The organism is Amycolatopsis sp. NPDC058278 (assembly GCF_042881395.1).
In the GTDB taxonomy this organism is placed as follows: domain Bacteria; phylum Actinomycetota; class Actinomycetes; order Mycobacteriales; family Pseudonocardiaceae; genus Amycolatopsis.
Genome location: NZ_JBHVXZ010000087.1, coordinates 1 through 14,599, shown reverse-complemented (window position 1 = coordinate 14,599; position 14,599 = coordinate 1). Strand labels below are relative to the sequence as shown.

Sequence of the window (14,599 nt, the reverse complement as noted above, 5' to 3'; positions counted from 1 at the left end):
GTGCACTCCGGGCCTACGGTCGAAGGCACGGCGCTCTGCCGTTCCTTCACGAACCGGAGTTTCCCTTGCGCATCAAGCAGATCGGCGTCGCGCTGACCGCGGCCGCCGTCCTGGCCGTTCCGGCCGCACCCGCCCGAGCGGCGTCCAGGATCATCCCGCTCGACCTCTCCGCCGGACAGCAACCCGAGAACATCGCCCTGGAGCCCGACGGCTCCGCCGACCTCACTTTCGCCTACACCGGCGAAATCGGCCGGGTCACACCCAGCGGGCGGATCGGCGTCATCGCCCGCATCCCGGTCCCCGCCGACGGTGACGTCCCGGTGGTGCACCGGAAACTGTTCCTCGGCGGCATCGTCCGCGTCCCCGGCGGCGACCTGTACGTGGCCGTTTCGACCGGCACGGCGGCAACCGGCCTCTACCGCGTGCGCCCCGGCGCCGCGCCGGTGCAGGTGGCCGCCCTGCCGCCGGCCGGTTTCCAGAACGGGGTCGCGCGCGACCCCGCCAGCGGTGACATCTTCGTCGCCGATTCGTTCGGTTCGGTCGTCCGGCGCGTCTCCCCGCGCACCGGACGGGTCACCGACTGGGCCACCGGCGAGCTGCTCGCCCCGGCCGGCGGCTTCGGAGCGAACGGCGTGAAGGTCCACGACGGTGCGCTCTGGGTGTCCAACCTGGATCGCGGCACACTGGTCCGGTTCCCGCTCAGCGGAGCGCCCGGCCGGGTCGTGGCCTCGGGTCTCGGGCCGGTCGACGACTTCGCCTTCCACGGCGAGGACGTCGTCGCGGCCGTCAACCAGGAGAACCGGGTCGTCATCGCCGGCCACAACGGGGTCCGAACCATTTTGTCCATTTCAGACGGCTTGGCCAACCCGACGTCGGTGGCCGTCCGCGGTGACACGCTGTATGTGGCCGACAGCGCGTACTTCGGCGGATCACCCAACCTGCTGCGCACCCGGCTGAAATGACCGTGCATCCGCACGCCGCTTGTGCACGCGCTTTCCGTGATCTCCGGGAAACGGTTGCTGGGAAACAAATCCACCGGTAAATTGGCGGACCCCGGTGTTCGATCATCGGTCACCGGGGTTCGCGCTGCTCGGCGGAGCGGGGAGGCCACCGCCGAGAGAGCGCTTTCCGGCGGTAGGGGTCGCCGCCGGGTGCAGGAGGGAAACGGTGCCTTGGTGTTGCGGGGAACGGTCATGGCCGAGCGCGTGACCGAGCCGTACGTGGTCGGCCTGGAAGCCATCGCGGGTGAGCTGCTGCGCGGCAAGTGGTGTGTCTACCTGCACGAATGGCTCGGGGACGAGCTCGATCTGCCGAGCTGGCAGGCCGAGGTGGCCGCCCACGCCGAGCACGCCGGCGTCGAGGTGTGCTTCGTCGAGATCCCGCGCAAGGACATGACGCTGGTGGCGAACGTGCGCGCCTTGCCCAGCTTCGAGCAGGTGACCGAGTCCGTGGCGGCCCTCGAGCACTACCGGGGTCTCGACGCGGACAGCCGGACCGTCGTTTTCCGCCGTTCAGCCCAGTGACACGAGCACGATCGCCGCGCCCGCGCCGAGCAGTCCGGCGAGCTGGGCCCGGCTCAGCCGTTCGCGCAGGAAGACCAGCGCCAGCACCACCGGCACCGCGGGGTAGAGGGCCGCGAGCACGGTCGCGACGGCCAGCAGCTGCCGCTGGGCCGCGAGCAGGTAGAGCACGATCGCCGCGCTGCCGCACACCCCGGCGAACGCGGCCGGCCCCAGCAAGCGCAACGGCAGCCGCCACGGCGCCCGCGTCGACGCGACCAGGCCGGCGATGGCCACCACCGACACCGCGCGGCTGAACACCACCGGCCAGAACCCCGCTTCGGCCGGGATCCGCGAGAGCGCGACGAACTGGACGGCGAAGCCGAGCCCGGCGACGAAGGCGTCCGGGATCCCCGCCGCCGTCCGGCCGGCACGCTCCCCGCGCGACCGCGAGACCAGCCACAACGCCGGTACCGCGCAACAGATCCCGGCGAGCGCGGGTCCCGAAAGCCGCTGCCCGAGCAGAACCAGTCCGAAGAGGACCGGCAGGACCACCGCGGCGACGTCGCTCGCGGGCACGACCAGGCTCATCGCCCCCTTGCCCATCGCGCGGTAGAGGAAGGCGACGCCCACCCCGGTGCCCACCCCGGACAACGCGCCCCAGCCGAGCGCCGCCGCGGTGGGCGGGCCGGAGCCGGCGAACGCCGCGAACGGGACAGTCACCACTGTGCCCGCGACCTGGGCGTACAGCGACACGGTCATTCCCGGTGCCCGGCGGGACACCAGCCCGCTGACGAAGTGCGTGACTCCGAAGCACAGCGCCGAGACGAGCGCGAGAACGTTGCCCATCACGGCGTCCCGAGTTCACGCTGCGCCTGCCCGACCGGGCAGATCCGGTCCTGCGCGACGCAGCCGGGACGATCGCAGAGCCGGCACATCAGGTCGCCCGAGCGGACTTCGGCATGCAGCCCGCGCAACAGCTGTTCCAGCGCGGGTTCGAGCGCGTCCGGATCGGACACCGCACCCAGCGCGCCGGCCAGCACTTCCTGCCGTGCCTCGAGCGCGCGGTTCGCCGCGGACCGCCCGGCGCGGGTGAGCCCGACACCGACCGCGCGACCGCTCTTCGCCTGCCGTCGCACGAGCCCGCGGGCTTCCAGCTGGTCGAGCATCCGGGCACAGGCCGGCTGGCTGAGCCCGATCCGCTGCCCCAGCTCGGTGCCGCCCAGGCCGGGGAACTCCGCGAGCACCACCAGCGCGGCCGTTCCGCTCAAGCTGACCCCGGCGGCCGCCGCCGCGGCGCCCGTCATCCGGTCGGACAGGTTCAGCACCGCCGCGCCAAGCAGGTTCGCGAGCCGCGTCTCATGCATTACTCATGCATAACACAGGCCCCCGGGCCCTGGCAAGGTTGACTTCAACCTTTCTGGAGCTTTTACCGTCGGCACCATGACCGATCTCCGCACCGCGCCGCCGCCGATCCCGCGCACCGTCTGGATCGCGTCCGGGGTGATGGCGCTCGGCGGCTTCCTGGGCAACATGGACGCTTCGATCGTCGCCGTCGGGCTCGAATCGATGCGGGACAGCCTCGGCGTCGCACTCGTCGAGATCCAGTGGGTCGCGACGGCGTACCTGCTGGGTCTCTCGGCCGCGCTCCCGCTCACGCCGTGGCTCGGGCGGAAGTTCGGCGCCGGACGGCTGTGGCTCGGCGCGCTGGCCGCGTTCCTGCTCACGTCGGTGGCGTGCGCCCTCGCCCCGGACGCGGGCACGCTGATCGCCGTCCGGGCCGTGCAGGGCATGGCCGCCGGCGTCATGGTCACCGCCGGGCAGACCGTGATCGGGCTGGCCGTCGGCCCGGAACGGCTGGGCCGCACGATGGGCACGCTGGCGCTCGTGGTCGGGCTCGCACCGGTCGTCGGGCCGAGCGTCGGCGGTTTCCTGCTCGCGCACTTCTCGTGGCCGGTGCTGTTCTGGCTGAACCTCCCGATCGGGCTGCTCGCGTTCGGCCTGGCGCTGCGGTACGTGCCGCGCGGCGACCGGCAGCAGCCGCCGCCGATGGACTGGCGCGGCCTGGCCATGGTGTCGCTCGGCCTGCCGCTGCTCGTGTACGGGCTCACCGAACTGGCCACCCCGGGCGCGCTTGACATCGTTCTCGCGGCCATCGGCGCCGCCGCCATGGGCCTGTTCACCTGGTGGTCGCTGCGCACCACCCACCCGGTGCTGCAGCTGCGGCTCGCCGCGCGGCCGGTGCTGGGCTCCGCGCTCGCGTCCGTGCTGCTCGGCGGCGCCGGGATGTTCAGCGCCGTCCTGCTGCTGCCGCTGTGGTTCCAGCTCCGGCTCGGCGCCGGGACCGCCGAGTCCGGCGTCCTGCTCGCGCCGATGGGACTGGCCACGACGGTGTTCGTGTTCGTGGCCGGGCGGCTGACCGACCGCTACGGCGGCGGGACCGTCGCGCTCACCGGGTCATTGGTGGTGCTGGCGAGCACGGTGCCGATGCCCTGGCTCGGCCCGGAGACGCCGATGTGGCTCGTCCAGGCCGTGCTCATGGTCCGCGGCGCCGGGCTCGGGCTTTCGATCATCCCCGCGTCGACGGCGGCGTACGCGTCGGTCGACGCCGTCGAGCTCGGCCACGCCACCGCGCTGGTCAACATCGTGCTGCGCGTGGGTGGCGCGCTCGGCGGCGCCCTGTGCGTGCTCGTGCTGGCCCAGGGCCTGGGCGCCGGCCCGGCGACCGGGTTCGGCTGGGCCTTCGGCGTATTGGCGGTGCTGTGCGTGCTCGGCGCGCTGGCCACCGCCTGGCTCCGGCGGGCCGAACGATCGTCCACAGTGGACGCGAAGGCGTGACGCACCTGGGAAGCTGGCGGGATCACCGGATCGGTGATTTGCTGGAGTGGGTCGGGTACTGTCGGTGAGGGGGAGGCCGGGCGATGGCGGGGGTGCGCAAGCGGCTGGTGACGGCCGCGGCGGTGACGGCGGTTTTGGGGAGCCTTCTGGCGGCAACGCCCGCTTCGGCCGCGGAATCCGTCGACTGGCAGCCGTGCGCCGACGCGCCCGGCGTCGACTGCGGCACGGTGACCGTGCCGGTGGACTGGGCACATCCGGACCGCGGCACCACGTCCGTCGCGCTCGCCCGGCGGAAAGCCACGGATCCCCAGGCCCGGATCGGCTCGGTCCTGATGGACCCGGGCGGCCCCGGCGGATCGGGCACCGAGGCGGTCAAGACCGGCTGGTCGCTCTCACCCGAGGTCACCCGGCGCTTCGACACCGTGGGGTTCGACCCGCGCGGCGTCGGCGCCGGCACCCAGATCAAGTGCGGGCTCGAGGAACTGATCGCCGACTACCCGCAGGTGCCGCGCAACCAGGACGAGTTCGAGCAGCTCGCGGCGCACAACCGAAAGCTCGGCGAAAGCTGCAACCGGCTCACCGGGCCGCTCGCGGAGTTCGGCGACACGAAGAGCGTCGCGCGGGACATGGACGTCATCCGCGGCGCGCTCGGCGAGGCCAAGCTGACCTACTACGGCGTTTCCTACGGCACGCTGATGGGCCAGCAGTACGCGGAACTGTTCCCGGACAAGGTCCGCGCGCTCGTGCTGGACAGCAACATGGACCATTCGCAGTTCACCGCGTGGGATTTCATCAGGAGCGAAACCCAGTCGGCACAGGCGGAGTTCGGCGAGTTCGCGGCCTGGTGCGACCGGACGCCGAGCTGCGCGCTGCACGGCCGGGACGTCTCGAAGCTGACTCGTGACCTCCAGGACAAGGCCGCGCGCGGCGAGCTCACGGACCCGCGAAGCGGCGAGCCGGTCACACCGCTGACGCTCGCCTCGATCATCCACAGCAACTTCTACGGCCCGAGCTGGGATCGGCTCGCGTCGGCGTTGAAGTCCTTCGTGGACGGCACCGGGGCTTCGACGCGGCTGCGCGAGGACATCCCGGTCAACTACGTCCTCCCCGCCGTGCTCTGCGACGACTGGCGCCTGCCCGTGCACAACTTCGCCGAACTCGAGACCTACCGCCGCGGGGCGGCGGTGCTCGCCCCGGACGTCAAGATCAGCGCACTGGGCTGGGCGACGGTCACGAGCTGCATCGGCTGGCCGAACCGCACCAGCAACCCGCAGCGCGTGCCGCAGATCCACGGCGCACCACCGTTGCTGCTGCTGAGCAGCCGCCACGACCCGGCGACCCCGTACGCGTGGTCGCAGGCGGTGGCCCGCCAGACCGGCAACACCCTGCTGACCTACGACGGCTGGGGCCACGGCGCGTACGCCAAGAACAGCACCTGCGTGACGAAGGCGGCCGACGACTACTTGATCACCGGAAAGCTGCCGGCGCCGGGCACGCATTGCGCAGCGGTCGAGCCACCGGCAACGAGTTTGGCCGCCCAATCTCCTTCGACGATCGGCTTTTGAGGCTTCGGTTCCCCAGACAGCAGCTTGCCCCTTACGCCCTTTCGTGTGATGAACCCGTGTTCGAATCTCGGTAATCTGGGGGTATGTCCGACAACAACGTGGCTGTCTCCTCCGATGCGGTGGCTCTGGCCGACCGCATCGGTGAGCTGGTCGCGTGCATGCGGTCGGCGGAGGCGGAACTTGGTGCGCTGCTGGTGGAAATCGAGCAGCGCGGGGTGATGGAGCTGTTCGGTTACCGCTCTGTGGCCCGGTTGTTGGAGCATCTTGTCGATGTTCCCAGGCAGGGCTGGCGAACGGATGGTGAGACGCGCCCGCGCTCTCAACCCCGGCCGTAACCTTGATGGCAGCCCGATTCCCGCTCTCGCGGCCGCGACCGGTGTTGCCGCGCGGGCTGGGCGGTTGAGCAACTCGATGATCGACGTGATCACCGGTGTGCTCACCCAGGTTTCGCCTGAACATCATGCGCGCGTTGAGGCTGACTTGCTGACGTTTGCTGCCGATGCCGGGCACAAGCAGGTCGCCGCCCTCGGCGCCCGCATCCTCGCCCACTTGAACCCCGACGGCACCGAGCCTGACGACACCGAACCCGCCACCCCCACCCGCGAACTATTCTTGCGCCGCAAGCGAACCGGGATCTGGGAACTCAACGGCACATTCGACGACGAGACCGGCACCCGCACCAACGCCCTGCTCGACGCCCTGGCCGAACGCCGCACCAGCGACGACGGCCCCGACCACCGCACACTGCCCCAACGCCACGGCGACGCCTTCTCCGACGCAATCGACCTCGCCCTCAACTCCCCGGAACTGCCGATGCAGGCGGGGGAACGAGCCCATGTGATGGTCGCAGTGTCGCTAGAGGACCTGAAAACCGGTGTCGGGACGGCCACGCTCGGGGACACCGGTGAGATGTCTGCCGCCGAAGCCCGGGTACACGCCTGCGACAGCATGATCATCCCCGCCGTCCTCGGCGAGAAAAGCGAACCCCTCAACCTCGGCCGCCTCCGCCGCCTCATCTCCGCCGGACTCCGCCGCGCCCTCTACCTACGCGACCGTGGCTGCGCCTTCCCCGGCTGCCACCGACCACCCCGGCATTGCCAGGGTCACCACATCCGTCACTGGGCCGATGGGGGTCCCACCAATCTGGCCAACCTGGTCTTGATGTGCGCCCACCATCACCGGCTCCTGCACCGCTCCGGCTGGGAAGTCCGCATCGCCCCCGACGGCCTACCGGAATTCCTCCCACCCAGGTTCATCGACAAACGCCGAAAACCCAGGCGCAACAACCTCCACCAACCACTTCCATTCGCAGCCTGAACACGGGAAAGACCCGCAGCCACACGGCTACGGGCCCACACCCACGCGACCCGCGAAGAGACTCGGGCCGCACAAATCCGCCAACGGCCCCGCTTCCCAACCCGACAGACGAAACGTGCGCGCCCCACACCGCCGAAAGGACCCGCGCCCGACGAGCACCACCCACGGCGCCACCCTCAACCGCGCAGGCAACGGACCTGAACCGCCAAGCATCCGCCTGGCCCGTGCGTCACCAGCAGCCAACAAGCTCCACCAACGGTTCCACCGCGCAGCCCGGCGGCTGAATGTGCGCACCTCGGACCCGGCAGACCACCGTCACCACCACCGGCTGCTGCACCACCCCGGCGAAGAAGCGCCACCAGCGACCTACCGGAGTTCCTCGGCCCGGCCACCGCCGAACCACGCGCGCGGCCGGCCGGCCGGAAAAGTTCGCCGCCGACACCGGTGCCCGCCGCGGCCTGACCGGGGCTTACCTCGGCTTGCGCCGCCAAAGGGCGGTCACCGCGGCCAGTGCTCGGGCTCCCGGGGACGGGACCTGCGTCGCCGCCTCGGGGCCGATTCGGCGGCGCATGCGGTATGCCAGCTCCAGCACTTCGAGATCTTCAGGGCGTCGGCGGCCACGGACATCCGGCCGCAGCATCAGCTCCCCCACCGAGACGCGTCTGCCGCTGGCACGGTGCGCCGTGCGCGCCATCAGGAACCTCCGCTGCTTTCGCCGACCCGGGCTCCGCGATTCTATGAATTTGATTCGGGTTCGTCACCTTACTCGCGAGTTGTGTCCGGTGCGTGTCCCCTGCGCGTTAGCCTCGGACCATGATCACCATTGGGGGCCTCACCGAAAAAGACCGCGCTGCCTGGGAAAACCTGTTCGCCGGCTACAACACGTTCTACGGCAGGACCCTCGCGCCGGAACTCGTGGACCGGGCGTGGCGCGAGTTCGCCCGCGGGGAACGGATGCACGCTCTCGGCGCGTGGGCCGAGAGCGAACTCGTCGGCATCGTCCACTTCCTCACGCACGTCAGCACCACCTCCGCCGACGTCTGCTACCTGCAGGACCTCTTCACCGATGCCGGCGCTCGCGGGCGCGGGGTCGGCCGCGCCCTCATCGAAGCCGTTGCCGGCTGGGCGCGGGCGCGGGGGTGCGTGCGGGTCTACTGGCACACCCACACGTCGAACGTGACCGCCCGGCGGCTCTATGACCAGGTCGCGGTCGACAAGGGATTCATGCAGTACCAGCTTCCGCTCGGCACCTGACCTCAGCGGCGGTGACGGCCGCCGCCTCCGCCGCATCCGTGGTGGTGCTCGCCGAAGGAAAAGCCGGCCGGGCGGCGGCCGCCCCACATCGCCGGCCAGTCCGGGGTTCCGGGGCGACCGCGCGACCAGAGCGGGACGTCCGGGATCTCGTGGCGCACCGGCGCCGCCTGCTCGGCGGGCGGCGCCGGTTTTGCCTTCACCGGCGTCTTCACCTTGTCGACGATCTTCACCGCGCGCGCCAAGGTTCCGCGGCGCACGGCCGGGCCGACGGAATCCGATTCCGGATCGACAGCTGCCGGAGAAATTCCGGACGGCTCCGCCGGAGGCGCTACGGATTCCGGAGTCACGGGCGGCGCCGGGGCGTGCTTGGCCGGCGGCACGACGACGTCGGCCGGCAGCGGGACCAGCGCCACCGCCGGGGGTTCCAAGCCGGCCGGTGGCCAGGCCGCACCCACGTCGCGCGAAGACGGCATCGACACCGCCGCGCTGACTCCGCCCGTCAGCGCCAGCGCCCCCGCGACCACGGACAACATCCGCAACCGCGTCAGCGAGCGCAAGACCTGCGGCCTCTCCCGGTGGCGCGCCACCCGCGGGAACACGACCGTGTCCTCGTCACGGTAACGATCAAACGGTGCGTCGGAGCGGACCAGCAGCTCAGCGACGGTGACCTGCTCTCGGCGCGGAGCCCTACGTGCCATCAAACCCTCCACCTGGGGCCGTCCGGACGGGCGGCAACGCGTCCGGACGGCCGATCATAGGAAGGCTTCAACTCCGTGTAAAGGCTCGTTCACCCGAGCCGGCCGCCACCGTCCACATGCAGCACCGAACCCGTGACGAACGGGTTGGCCAGCAACTGGAGCGTGGCCGCCGAAACGTCCTCGGGCCGCCCCACCCGGCGGGCGGGATTCGCTTCCGCGGTCCGGCGGAAGAACTCCGCCTTCGCCTCGCCGAGCCGGTCCCACGCACCCGAGTCGACGATGCCCGGGGAAATCGCGTTGACCCGGACCGGCGCGAGATCCACGGCGAGCGCTTCGGCGAGGAACGCCACCGCGCCGTTCGTGGTCGCCATGACCGTCCTCTCCGGCGCCGGGCGCCAGGCGGCGACGCCGGAGAACAACACCATGGCACCGCCTTCGCGGAATCGCGGCGCGAAGTGCTTGGCGAGCATCAGGGGACCGACCACTTTGGCGTCGAAGGCGCGCGCGACCGCGGCACGCTCCAACGTCGCGACCGGGCCGTTCGCCGGCGCCGCGGCGAGCGAGACCACGAAGTCCACTTCGCCCACTTCGTCGGCAAGCGCTTTCAACGACGATTCCTCACCGAGATCCGCGAACGCGGCCCGGACACCGCGCTCCACCAGCGCCGCCGGATGGCGTCCGGCCGAGATCACTTCCGCGCCGGCCGCGCACGCGTCCACCGCGATCCGGCGGGCGATCCCCGAGCCGCCGCCCACGATGACCAGCCGTTTTCCCTCGAACGACATTTCCGTGCTCCTTTCGTCTCGCACACGGCGTTCAGCGCGGGGCGCGCCCGGAACCATCCCATCGCGATCCGAAGGTTTTCGATTGCTGCGATAGAATTTACGAATGCCTACGCTGCGCGCGCTCGAGTGCCTGGTCGCCGTCCTGGACGCGGGCTCGATCACCGAGGCGGCCGCGCGGCTGCACCTGTCGCAGCCCGCGCTGTCCCACCAGATCGGCGCGCTCGAGCGGGAACTGGGGACGCCGGTGCTGGAACGGCTGCCGCGCGGGGTCCGCCCCACCGGCGCCGGGCGGGCGGTGCTCGCGGACGCGCGGGCGGCGCTGGCCGCCGCCGAGCGGGTGGTCCGGACCGGCCGCGCGGTGGCCGGCGGTGGCGAAGGCACCCTGCGGATCGCGTGCGCGGAGAGCATGACCGCGGGGCTGCTCGCCCCCGTCCTGCGCGCCTGGCACCGCCACTGGCCGGACGTGCTGATCACGCTAACCGAGACCACGAGCGCGGACGCGCTGGTCGAAGCCCTGGAAACGGGCGAAGCGGACATCGCGGTCGGGCCGCGGCCGAGCCGCTGGACGGGGTCCGCCGAGGTGGTGGGACGCGAGGAGATCGTCGTGGCACTGACCGCGGACCACCCGCTCGCTGCCCGGGCGGCCGTCCCGATGACCGCCCTCGCGGGCATTCCGGTGGTGCACTACCACCGGGACAATGGGCTCGGTGGCTGGCTCGACCAGGAGGCGGCGCGGAGCGGGACGGTGCTGGACGCGGTGATGCGGACGAAACAGGCGGCGACGGCGGCCCAGCTCGCCGCGGCGGGGCTCGGGGTGGCACTGGTCCCGACCACCGCGCTGACGCGGACCTTCCCGGGGGCGCTGCGGCGGCTGAAGCCTCCGCTGCACCGGGACGTCGTGACGTTCACCGCGACACCGTCGGATCCGCTCGTCCGGCGCTTTTCTTCGGACGTGACGCACCGGGGGCTCACCGTGCCCGGTGTCCTGTCGGACAAACTGTCCGCAGCGCCCCGTTAAGTCCTGGTGAATCTGACAGATTTCCTACGAAGGTTTTGTGCCATCCAGACGAACTTCTCCATCCGGGGCCGATTTGGCTGTGGCATTCGCCAAAGTTTGGTTCCATCGGATAGCTTGCTCCTACCGGTCAGTACCGGTGGGTGAGGCCGATCGGGTGAGGCGATCAGCGACAGATCGAGGGAAGCGGGGACGACCATGCCCAAGCACCGGCCACGTCGCACGAGCGCGCGTTCGGTCCGGCGGACCGCCGCCGCGCTCGCGGGTGGGGCGCTCGTCGTGCTGCCGACGCTGACCACGGGCCTGCCCGCGCCGGTCGTGGTGGCCAACGCCGGGGACAGCGCGCCCGACCAGGCCGTCGCCGCTCCGGCGCCGCAGCAGCCGAACATCGTCATGCCGCCGATCGCGGTCAACGGCAGCCTGCCCCAGCCGCCGCTGCCCGAACCGCTGGTCGTGCCCGGCGGGCGGGCCGGCTCCGCCGGTATCTCCGGGTCACTCGGCATCCCGGGGAGCATGCTCAAGGCGTACCAGAACGCCGCGAACATCCTCGCCAAGGAACAGCCGAACTGCCACCTCGACTGGGCGCTGATCGCCAGCATCGGCCGGATCGAGTCCAACCACGCCCGCGGCGGGTACGTCAACGCCAACGGCGACACGCTGGAGCCGATCCTCGGCCCGGTGCTCAACGGCGCGGGCGCGTTCGCCGCGATCCCGGACACCGACGGCGGCAAGTACGACGGCGACACCGTGTGGGACCGCGCGGTCGGTCCGACGCAGTTCATCCCGTCGACGTGGCGCGGCTACGCCTCCGACGGCAACGGCGACGGCGTGTCGAACCCGAACAACATCTACGACGAGGCGCTGGCCACCGCGCGCTACCTGTGCTCGGGCGGCCTCGACCTCTCCACCGACGCGGGCCAGCGGATCGCCGTGCGCCGCTACAACAACTCGCAGTCCTATGTGGACACCGTGCTGGCCTGGGCCGCGGCCTACCGCGGCGGGGTGGCCCAGCTGCCCGACAGCCAGGTGCCGATCGGCGTGCCGAACGCGCCGGACGCCGCCGCGGCCGGGTCCCCGGTCGGCGTCCCGGCACCGCCCGCGCCGCCGGTCGACACCCCGCCGACGGACACGCCGGCGACCACGCCGACGACGCCCACCACGCCGGACCCGACCACCACCCCGACCACCCCGACGACGCCGACCCCGCCGACGTCCACGGACCCGGTCACGCCGCCTTCGACGGACCCGACCACGCCGCCGCCGGCGACGACCAGCACCACCCCGCCGCCGTCGTCGACCGCCGCCGCCACCCCGGCCGACTCGACGGACGCCCCCACCGAAACCACCTCGACCAGTTCGGCCGGATGAGCCCGGTGGAGCCGTTCCTGGTGCACATCCGCTGCGACACCGACGGCTACACCCATGCCGTCACCGAGGAGGAGTTCGCGGCGGGACGGCACGAGGGGCGGTTCCGGGCGGTGTGCGGGCACGTCGTGCTGGCGGCGCCGATGATCGAAGAACCCGGCCGGTTCGACCCGCTCTGCCGGGACGTCCTGCGCGCGGCGTCGACGGCTCAGCCGGCTTCGGTGCCCCAGCAGGAGCGACGCCGGCTGCGGTGGCGCAGCCGGCGCTAGTCCACCAGGGCCTGGATGCCGTCGAGCATCCGGTTCAGGCCGAACTCGTACGCCGTGTCGCCCTGCGCCTTGGCGCTCTGGTCGAAGCCCCCGCCGAGCCAGATGCGGTTCATCGCCGGGTGCGCGTCGACGACGAAGTAGTTCTCCCAGAACGACGACCGCTGGTGCCACCACGCCTCGGTCGACTGGCCGGTGCTGCGCTCCAGCCGGGCGTTCTCCGCGCCCAGCGCGGCGTTCGCGTCGACGTACGTACCGATCCCGTTGGCCGCCGCGACGGCCTGCCGCGGCGGCAGCCCGAGCGCGTCCATGATCGACAGCAGGTACTCCTGGCCCGCCAGCTGGCCGGGGCCCAGCGGCGGCCGGACACGCGAAACCTCGCACAGCCACGGGTGGTCCCGGTAGACCTGCCGGGTCCGCTCGGCGTAGAGCGCCACCTGCTCGCGCCAGTCCCCGCGGCGCGGCTCGCCCGGCCCGGGCAGCCGCCGCCCGACGAGCACGTCGTCGACCATCAAGTCGACCAGCTCGGCCTTGCCGGGCACGTAGGTGTAGAGCGTCATTGTGCCGGCGCCCAGCTCCTTGGCGACCCGGTGCATCGACGCGGCGGCGAGCCCGTCGGCGTCCGCGACCGTGATCGCGGCGGCGACGATCCGCTCGATCGTCAGCGTCGGACGGCGGCCCCTGGTCGGTTCGGCGCCGCCGCCGCGGGCGCGCCAGAGCAGCGCGAGCGTCCGGTCGACGTCCTCGGCGCCACTGCGTTCGACGGTCATGCGGTCCCCTCGCTCGTCATCCGGACATTACCCTGGAGAGCGGACGGAGGGGGTGCGAGGAGATGAGCAGGCGCAAACCACCGAAGGTGTCCTTCCGCTGGTGGGTCGACCGGCAGATCGCCGAAGCTCGCGAGCGCGGCGAGTTCGACGACCTGCCCGGCACCGGCAAACCGCTGCCCAAACCCACCGGCAACGACGCCGTGACCGACTGGGTCCTCCGCGAAGTCCGGAAGGGCGGGCACGACACGACGGTGTTGCTGCCACCGTCGCTCGCGCTCAAGCGCGAAGTCCAGGACCTGCCGGGCAAGCTCGCCGCCGAGCGCACCGAACGGCGGGTGCGGGAACTCATCGAGGACCTCAACGAGCGGATCCGGCAGGCCTACCTCAACCACCTCTCCGGCCCGCCGCTCACGGTGGCGCTGGTGGACGTCGAAGAGGCGGTCGAGGACTGGCGGCGCTCACGAACCGCGTCGTAGCAACGCCCGTTCCGCCGCGCTCCACGCCGTCGTGGTGAGCAGGTAGATGCCGGCGGCCTGCGGCACGACGAGCGTGGCGAGCACGGTGCCGTAGGGCAGCAGCCGCAGCAGCTTCCCGCCCGGAACGCCGGAAGCCGGGGCGGGCTGCCGGCGCACCGAGAACCAGGCGACGACGGCGAGCCCGGCCGCGATCACGAACACGAGCGGGCTGCCGCCCAGGCCGTGCGCGCCCAGCGGTGTCCCGAGCAGGGTCGCGCCGAGCAGCGAGTTGGGTTCGCCGCCGATCGTGGCCGTGGTGAACAGCCGGTACATGACCATGAAGAACGGCAGCTGGAGCAGCATCGGCAGGCAGCCGACGAACAGGGACGTCCCGGACTCCTGCTGCAGCTGCATCATCTCCGCGGCCAGCCGCTCCCGGTCGTGGCCGTGCTCCTCCTGCAGGGCGCGGATCTCGGGCAGCAGCGCGGTTCGCGCTCGTTCGCCGCGGGCGGCCGACCGGGCGAGCGGGTGCAGCAGCAGCCGCACGCCGAGGGTGAAGACGACGATCGCCAGCGCCGTCGAGAGGGGGCCGGTGAGCACGTGGATCAGGTGGTACGCGCCTTCGACGGGCACGTCGAGAAAGCCGAACATGGGCAGCACTCCGCTTGAACAAGAAGGGCTACTTGATACTGGGCAGCAGGACCGGGTCCGGCCAGACTCTGGTCCAGGTGCTCGGTGAGTCGCTCCCACAATCGGCTGCCCGCCGGTGTCA

Annotated in this window: 15 protein-coding genes and 1 pseudogene; 10 read left to right on the top strand and 6 right to left on the bottom strand. The window is 71.7% G+C overall.

Annotation, left to right across the window (positions count from 1 at the left end):
• Window positions 1-65: 65 nt before the first annotated feature.
• Window positions 66-962: a hypothetical protein gene (locus ACFVYA_RS34415; protein WP_387050980.1), complete on the top strand. Its 897-nt coding sequence runs from the start codon at window positions 66-68 to the stop codon at window positions 960-962.
• Between the two features lie 231 nt (window positions 963-1,193).
• On the top strand, window positions 1,194-1,523 hold the full coding sequence (locus ACFVYA_RS34410) for a hypothetical protein (protein ID WP_387050979.1): 330 nt from the start codon (window positions 1,194-1,196) through the stop codon (window positions 1,521-1,523).
• On the opposite strand, the gene ACFVYA_RS34405 is transcribed toward ACFVYA_RS34410, so the two are convergent.
• Window positions 1,512-2,348 carry an EamA family transporter gene (locus ACFVYA_RS34405; protein WP_387050977.1) on the bottom strand — a complete coding sequence of 279 codons (837 nt, stop codon included), beginning with the start codon at window positions 2,346-2,348 and terminating at the stop codon, window positions 1,512-1,514. The genes ACFVYA_RS34410 and ACFVYA_RS34405 overlap by 12 nt on opposite strands.
• Window positions 2,348-2,866, bottom strand: coding sequence for a MarR family winged helix-turn-helix transcriptional regulator (locus tag ACFVYA_RS34400; RefSeq protein ID WP_387050976.1), 519 nt, complete (start codon window positions 2,864-2,866; stop codon window positions 2,348-2,350). Before ACFVYA_RS34400 ends, ACFVYA_RS34405 begins: the two co-directional genes overlap by 1 nt.
• A 76-nt stretch (window positions 2,867-2,942) precedes the next feature.
• Between ACFVYA_RS34400 and ACFVYA_RS34395 the strand changes: the two genes are divergently transcribed.
• From ACFVYA_RS34395 to ACFVYA_RS34380, 4 genes and pseudogenes are all read left to right on the top strand, one after another.
• Complete coding sequence (locus ACFVYA_RS34395) at window positions 2,943-4,337, top strand: MDR family MFS transporter (protein ID WP_387050974.1); 1,395 nt, start codon at window positions 2,943-2,945, stop codon at window positions 4,335-4,337.
• Between the two features lie 83 nt (window positions 4,338-4,420).
• Window positions 4,421-5,902, top strand: coding sequence for an alpha/beta hydrolase (locus ACFVYA_RS34390; protein ID WP_387050972.1), 1,482 nt, complete (start codon window positions 4,421-4,423; stop codon window positions 5,900-5,902).
• Window positions 5,903-5,985: 83 nt separating this feature from the next.
• Window positions 5,986-7,219: pseudogene (locus tag ACFVYA_RS34385) on the top strand (DUF222 domain-containing protein).
• An 813-nt stretch (window positions 7,220-8,032) separates the two neighbouring features.
• Window positions 8,033-8,473 (top strand): GNAT family N-acetyltransferase, encoded by a 441-nt coding sequence (locus ACFVYA_RS34380; protein ID WP_387050971.1) that lies wholly within the window; start codon window positions 8,033-8,035, stop codon window positions 8,471-8,473.
• A gap of 2 nt (window positions 8,474-8,475) precedes the next feature.
• Here ACFVYA_RS34380 and ACFVYA_RS34375 read toward each other — a convergent pair whose 3' ends face one another.
• Together ACFVYA_RS34375 and ACFVYA_RS34370 are read right to left on the bottom strand one after the other, a co-directional pair.
• Entirely contained in the window at window positions 8,476-9,171 is a 696-nt protein-coding gene (locus ACFVYA_RS34375; protein WP_387050969.1) for a hypothetical protein, read from the bottom strand.
• An 89-nt stretch (window positions 9,172-9,260) separates the two neighbouring features.
• Window positions 9,261-9,956, bottom strand: coding sequence for an SDR family oxidoreductase (locus ACFVYA_RS34370; protein WP_387050967.1), 696 nt, complete (start codon window positions 9,954-9,956; stop codon window positions 9,261-9,263).
• 103 nt (window positions 9,957-10,059) lie between these two features.
• Here ACFVYA_RS34370 and ACFVYA_RS34365 point away from each other — a divergent pair, with 103 nt between their 5' ends.
• The 3 genes from ACFVYA_RS34365 to ACFVYA_RS34355 all read left to right on the top strand — a co-directional run bounded on the left by ACFVYA_RS34365 (window position 10,060) and on the right by ACFVYA_RS34355 (window position 12,605).
• Window positions 10,060-10,974, top strand: coding sequence for a LysR substrate-binding domain-containing protein (locus ACFVYA_RS34365; RefSeq protein WP_387050966.1), 915 nt, complete (start codon window positions 10,060-10,062; stop codon window positions 10,972-10,974).
• A gap of 195 nt (window positions 10,975-11,169) precedes the next feature.
• The gene (locus tag ACFVYA_RS34360) at window positions 11,170-12,339 is read left to right on the top strand and encodes a lytic transglycosylase domain-containing protein (RefSeq protein ID WP_387050964.1); all 1,170 of its coding nucleotides are present in this window, start codon (window positions 11,170-11,172) and stop codon (window positions 12,337-12,339) included.
• The gene (locus ACFVYA_RS34355; RefSeq protein WP_387050963.1) at window positions 12,336-12,605 is read left to right on the top strand and encodes a hypothetical protein; all 270 of its coding nucleotides are present in this window, start codon (window positions 12,336-12,338) and stop codon (window positions 12,603-12,605) included. The genes ACFVYA_RS34360 and ACFVYA_RS34355 overlap by 4 nt, the downstream gene beginning before the upstream one ends.
• Here ACFVYA_RS34355 and ACFVYA_RS34350 read toward each other — a convergent pair.
• On the bottom strand, window positions 12,602-13,372 hold the full coding sequence (locus ACFVYA_RS34350; protein ID WP_387050961.1) for a TetR/AcrR family transcriptional regulator: 771 nt from the start codon (window positions 13,370-13,372) through the stop codon (window positions 12,602-12,604). The two genes, ACFVYA_RS34355 and ACFVYA_RS34350, sit on opposite strands and share 4 nt — an antisense overlap.
• 62 nt (window positions 13,373-13,434) lie before the next feature.
• On the opposite strand from ACFVYA_RS34350, the gene ACFVYA_RS34345 reads away from it, so the two are divergent.
• Window positions 13,435-13,848, top strand: a complete 414-nt coding sequence (locus ACFVYA_RS34345) for a DUF1992 domain-containing protein (protein ID WP_387050959.1) — start codon at window positions 13,435-13,437, stop codon at window positions 13,846-13,848.
• Here ACFVYA_RS34345 and ACFVYA_RS34340 read toward each other — a convergent pair.
• Window positions 13,831-14,478, bottom strand: coding sequence for a YidC/Oxa1 family membrane protein insertase (locus tag ACFVYA_RS34340; protein WP_387050957.1), 648 nt, complete (start codon window positions 14,476-14,478; stop codon window positions 13,831-13,833). The two genes, ACFVYA_RS34345 and ACFVYA_RS34340, sit on opposite strands and share 18 nt — an antisense overlap.
• Window positions 14,479-14,599: the final 121 nt, after the last annotated feature.

Bases quoted from the DNA above. Each gene is read 5' to 3' on its own strand.
- ACFVYA_RS34345 (WP_387050959.1), top strand. From the start codon at position 13,435: ATGAGCAGGCGCAAACCACCGAAGGTGTCCTTCCGCTGGTGGGTCGAC.
- ACFVYA_RS34365 (WP_387050966.1), top strand. From the start codon at position 10,060: ATGCCTACGCTGCGCGCGCTCGAGTGCCTGGTCGCCGTCCTGGACGCG.
- ACFVYA_RS34370 (WP_387050967.1), bottom strand. From the start codon at position 9,956: ATGTCGTTCGAGGGAAAACGGCTGGTCATCGTGGGCGGCGGCTCGGGG.
- ACFVYA_RS34400 (WP_387050976.1), bottom strand. From the start codon at position 2,866: ATGCATGAGACGCGGCTCGCGAACCTGCTTGGCGCGGCGGTGCTGAAC.
- ACFVYA_RS34350 (WP_387050961.1), bottom strand. From the start codon at position 13,372: ATGACCGTCGAACGCAGTGGCGCCGAGGACGTCGACCGGACGCTCGCG.
- ACFVYA_RS34405 (WP_387050977.1), bottom strand. From the start codon at position 2,348: ATGGGCAACGTTCTCGCGCTCGTCTCGGCGCTGTGCTTCGGAGTCACG.
- ACFVYA_RS34380 (WP_387050971.1), top strand. From the start codon at position 8,033: ATGATCACCATTGGGGGCCTCACCGAAAAAGACCGCGCTGCCTGGGAA.
- ACFVYA_RS34410 (WP_387050979.1), top strand. From the start codon at position 1,194: ATGGCCGAGCGCGTGACCGAGCCGTACGTGGTCGGCCTGGAAGCCATC.
- ACFVYA_RS34375 (WP_387050969.1), bottom strand. From the start codon at position 9,171: ATGGCACGTAGGGCTCCGCGCCGAGAGCAGGTCACCGTCGCTGAGCTG.
- ACFVYA_RS34340 (WP_387050957.1), bottom strand. From the start codon at position 14,478: ATGTTCGGCTTTCTCGACGTGCCCGTCGAAGGCGCGTACCACCTGATC.
- ACFVYA_RS34395 (WP_387050974.1), top strand. From the start codon at position 2,943: ATGACCGATCTCCGCACCGCGCCGCCGCCGATCCCGCGCACCGTCTGG.
- ACFVYA_RS34355 (WP_387050963.1), top strand. From the start codon at position 12,336: ATGAGCCCGGTGGAGCCGTTCCTGGTGCACATCCGCTGCGACACCGAC.
- ACFVYA_RS34390 (WP_387050972.1), top strand. From the start codon at position 4,421: ATGGCGGGGGTGCGCAAGCGGCTGGTGACGGCCGCGGCGGTGACGGCG.
- ACFVYA_RS34360 (WP_387050964.1), top strand. From the start codon at position 11,170: ATGCCCAAGCACCGGCCACGTCGCACGAGCGCGCGTTCGGTCCGGCGG.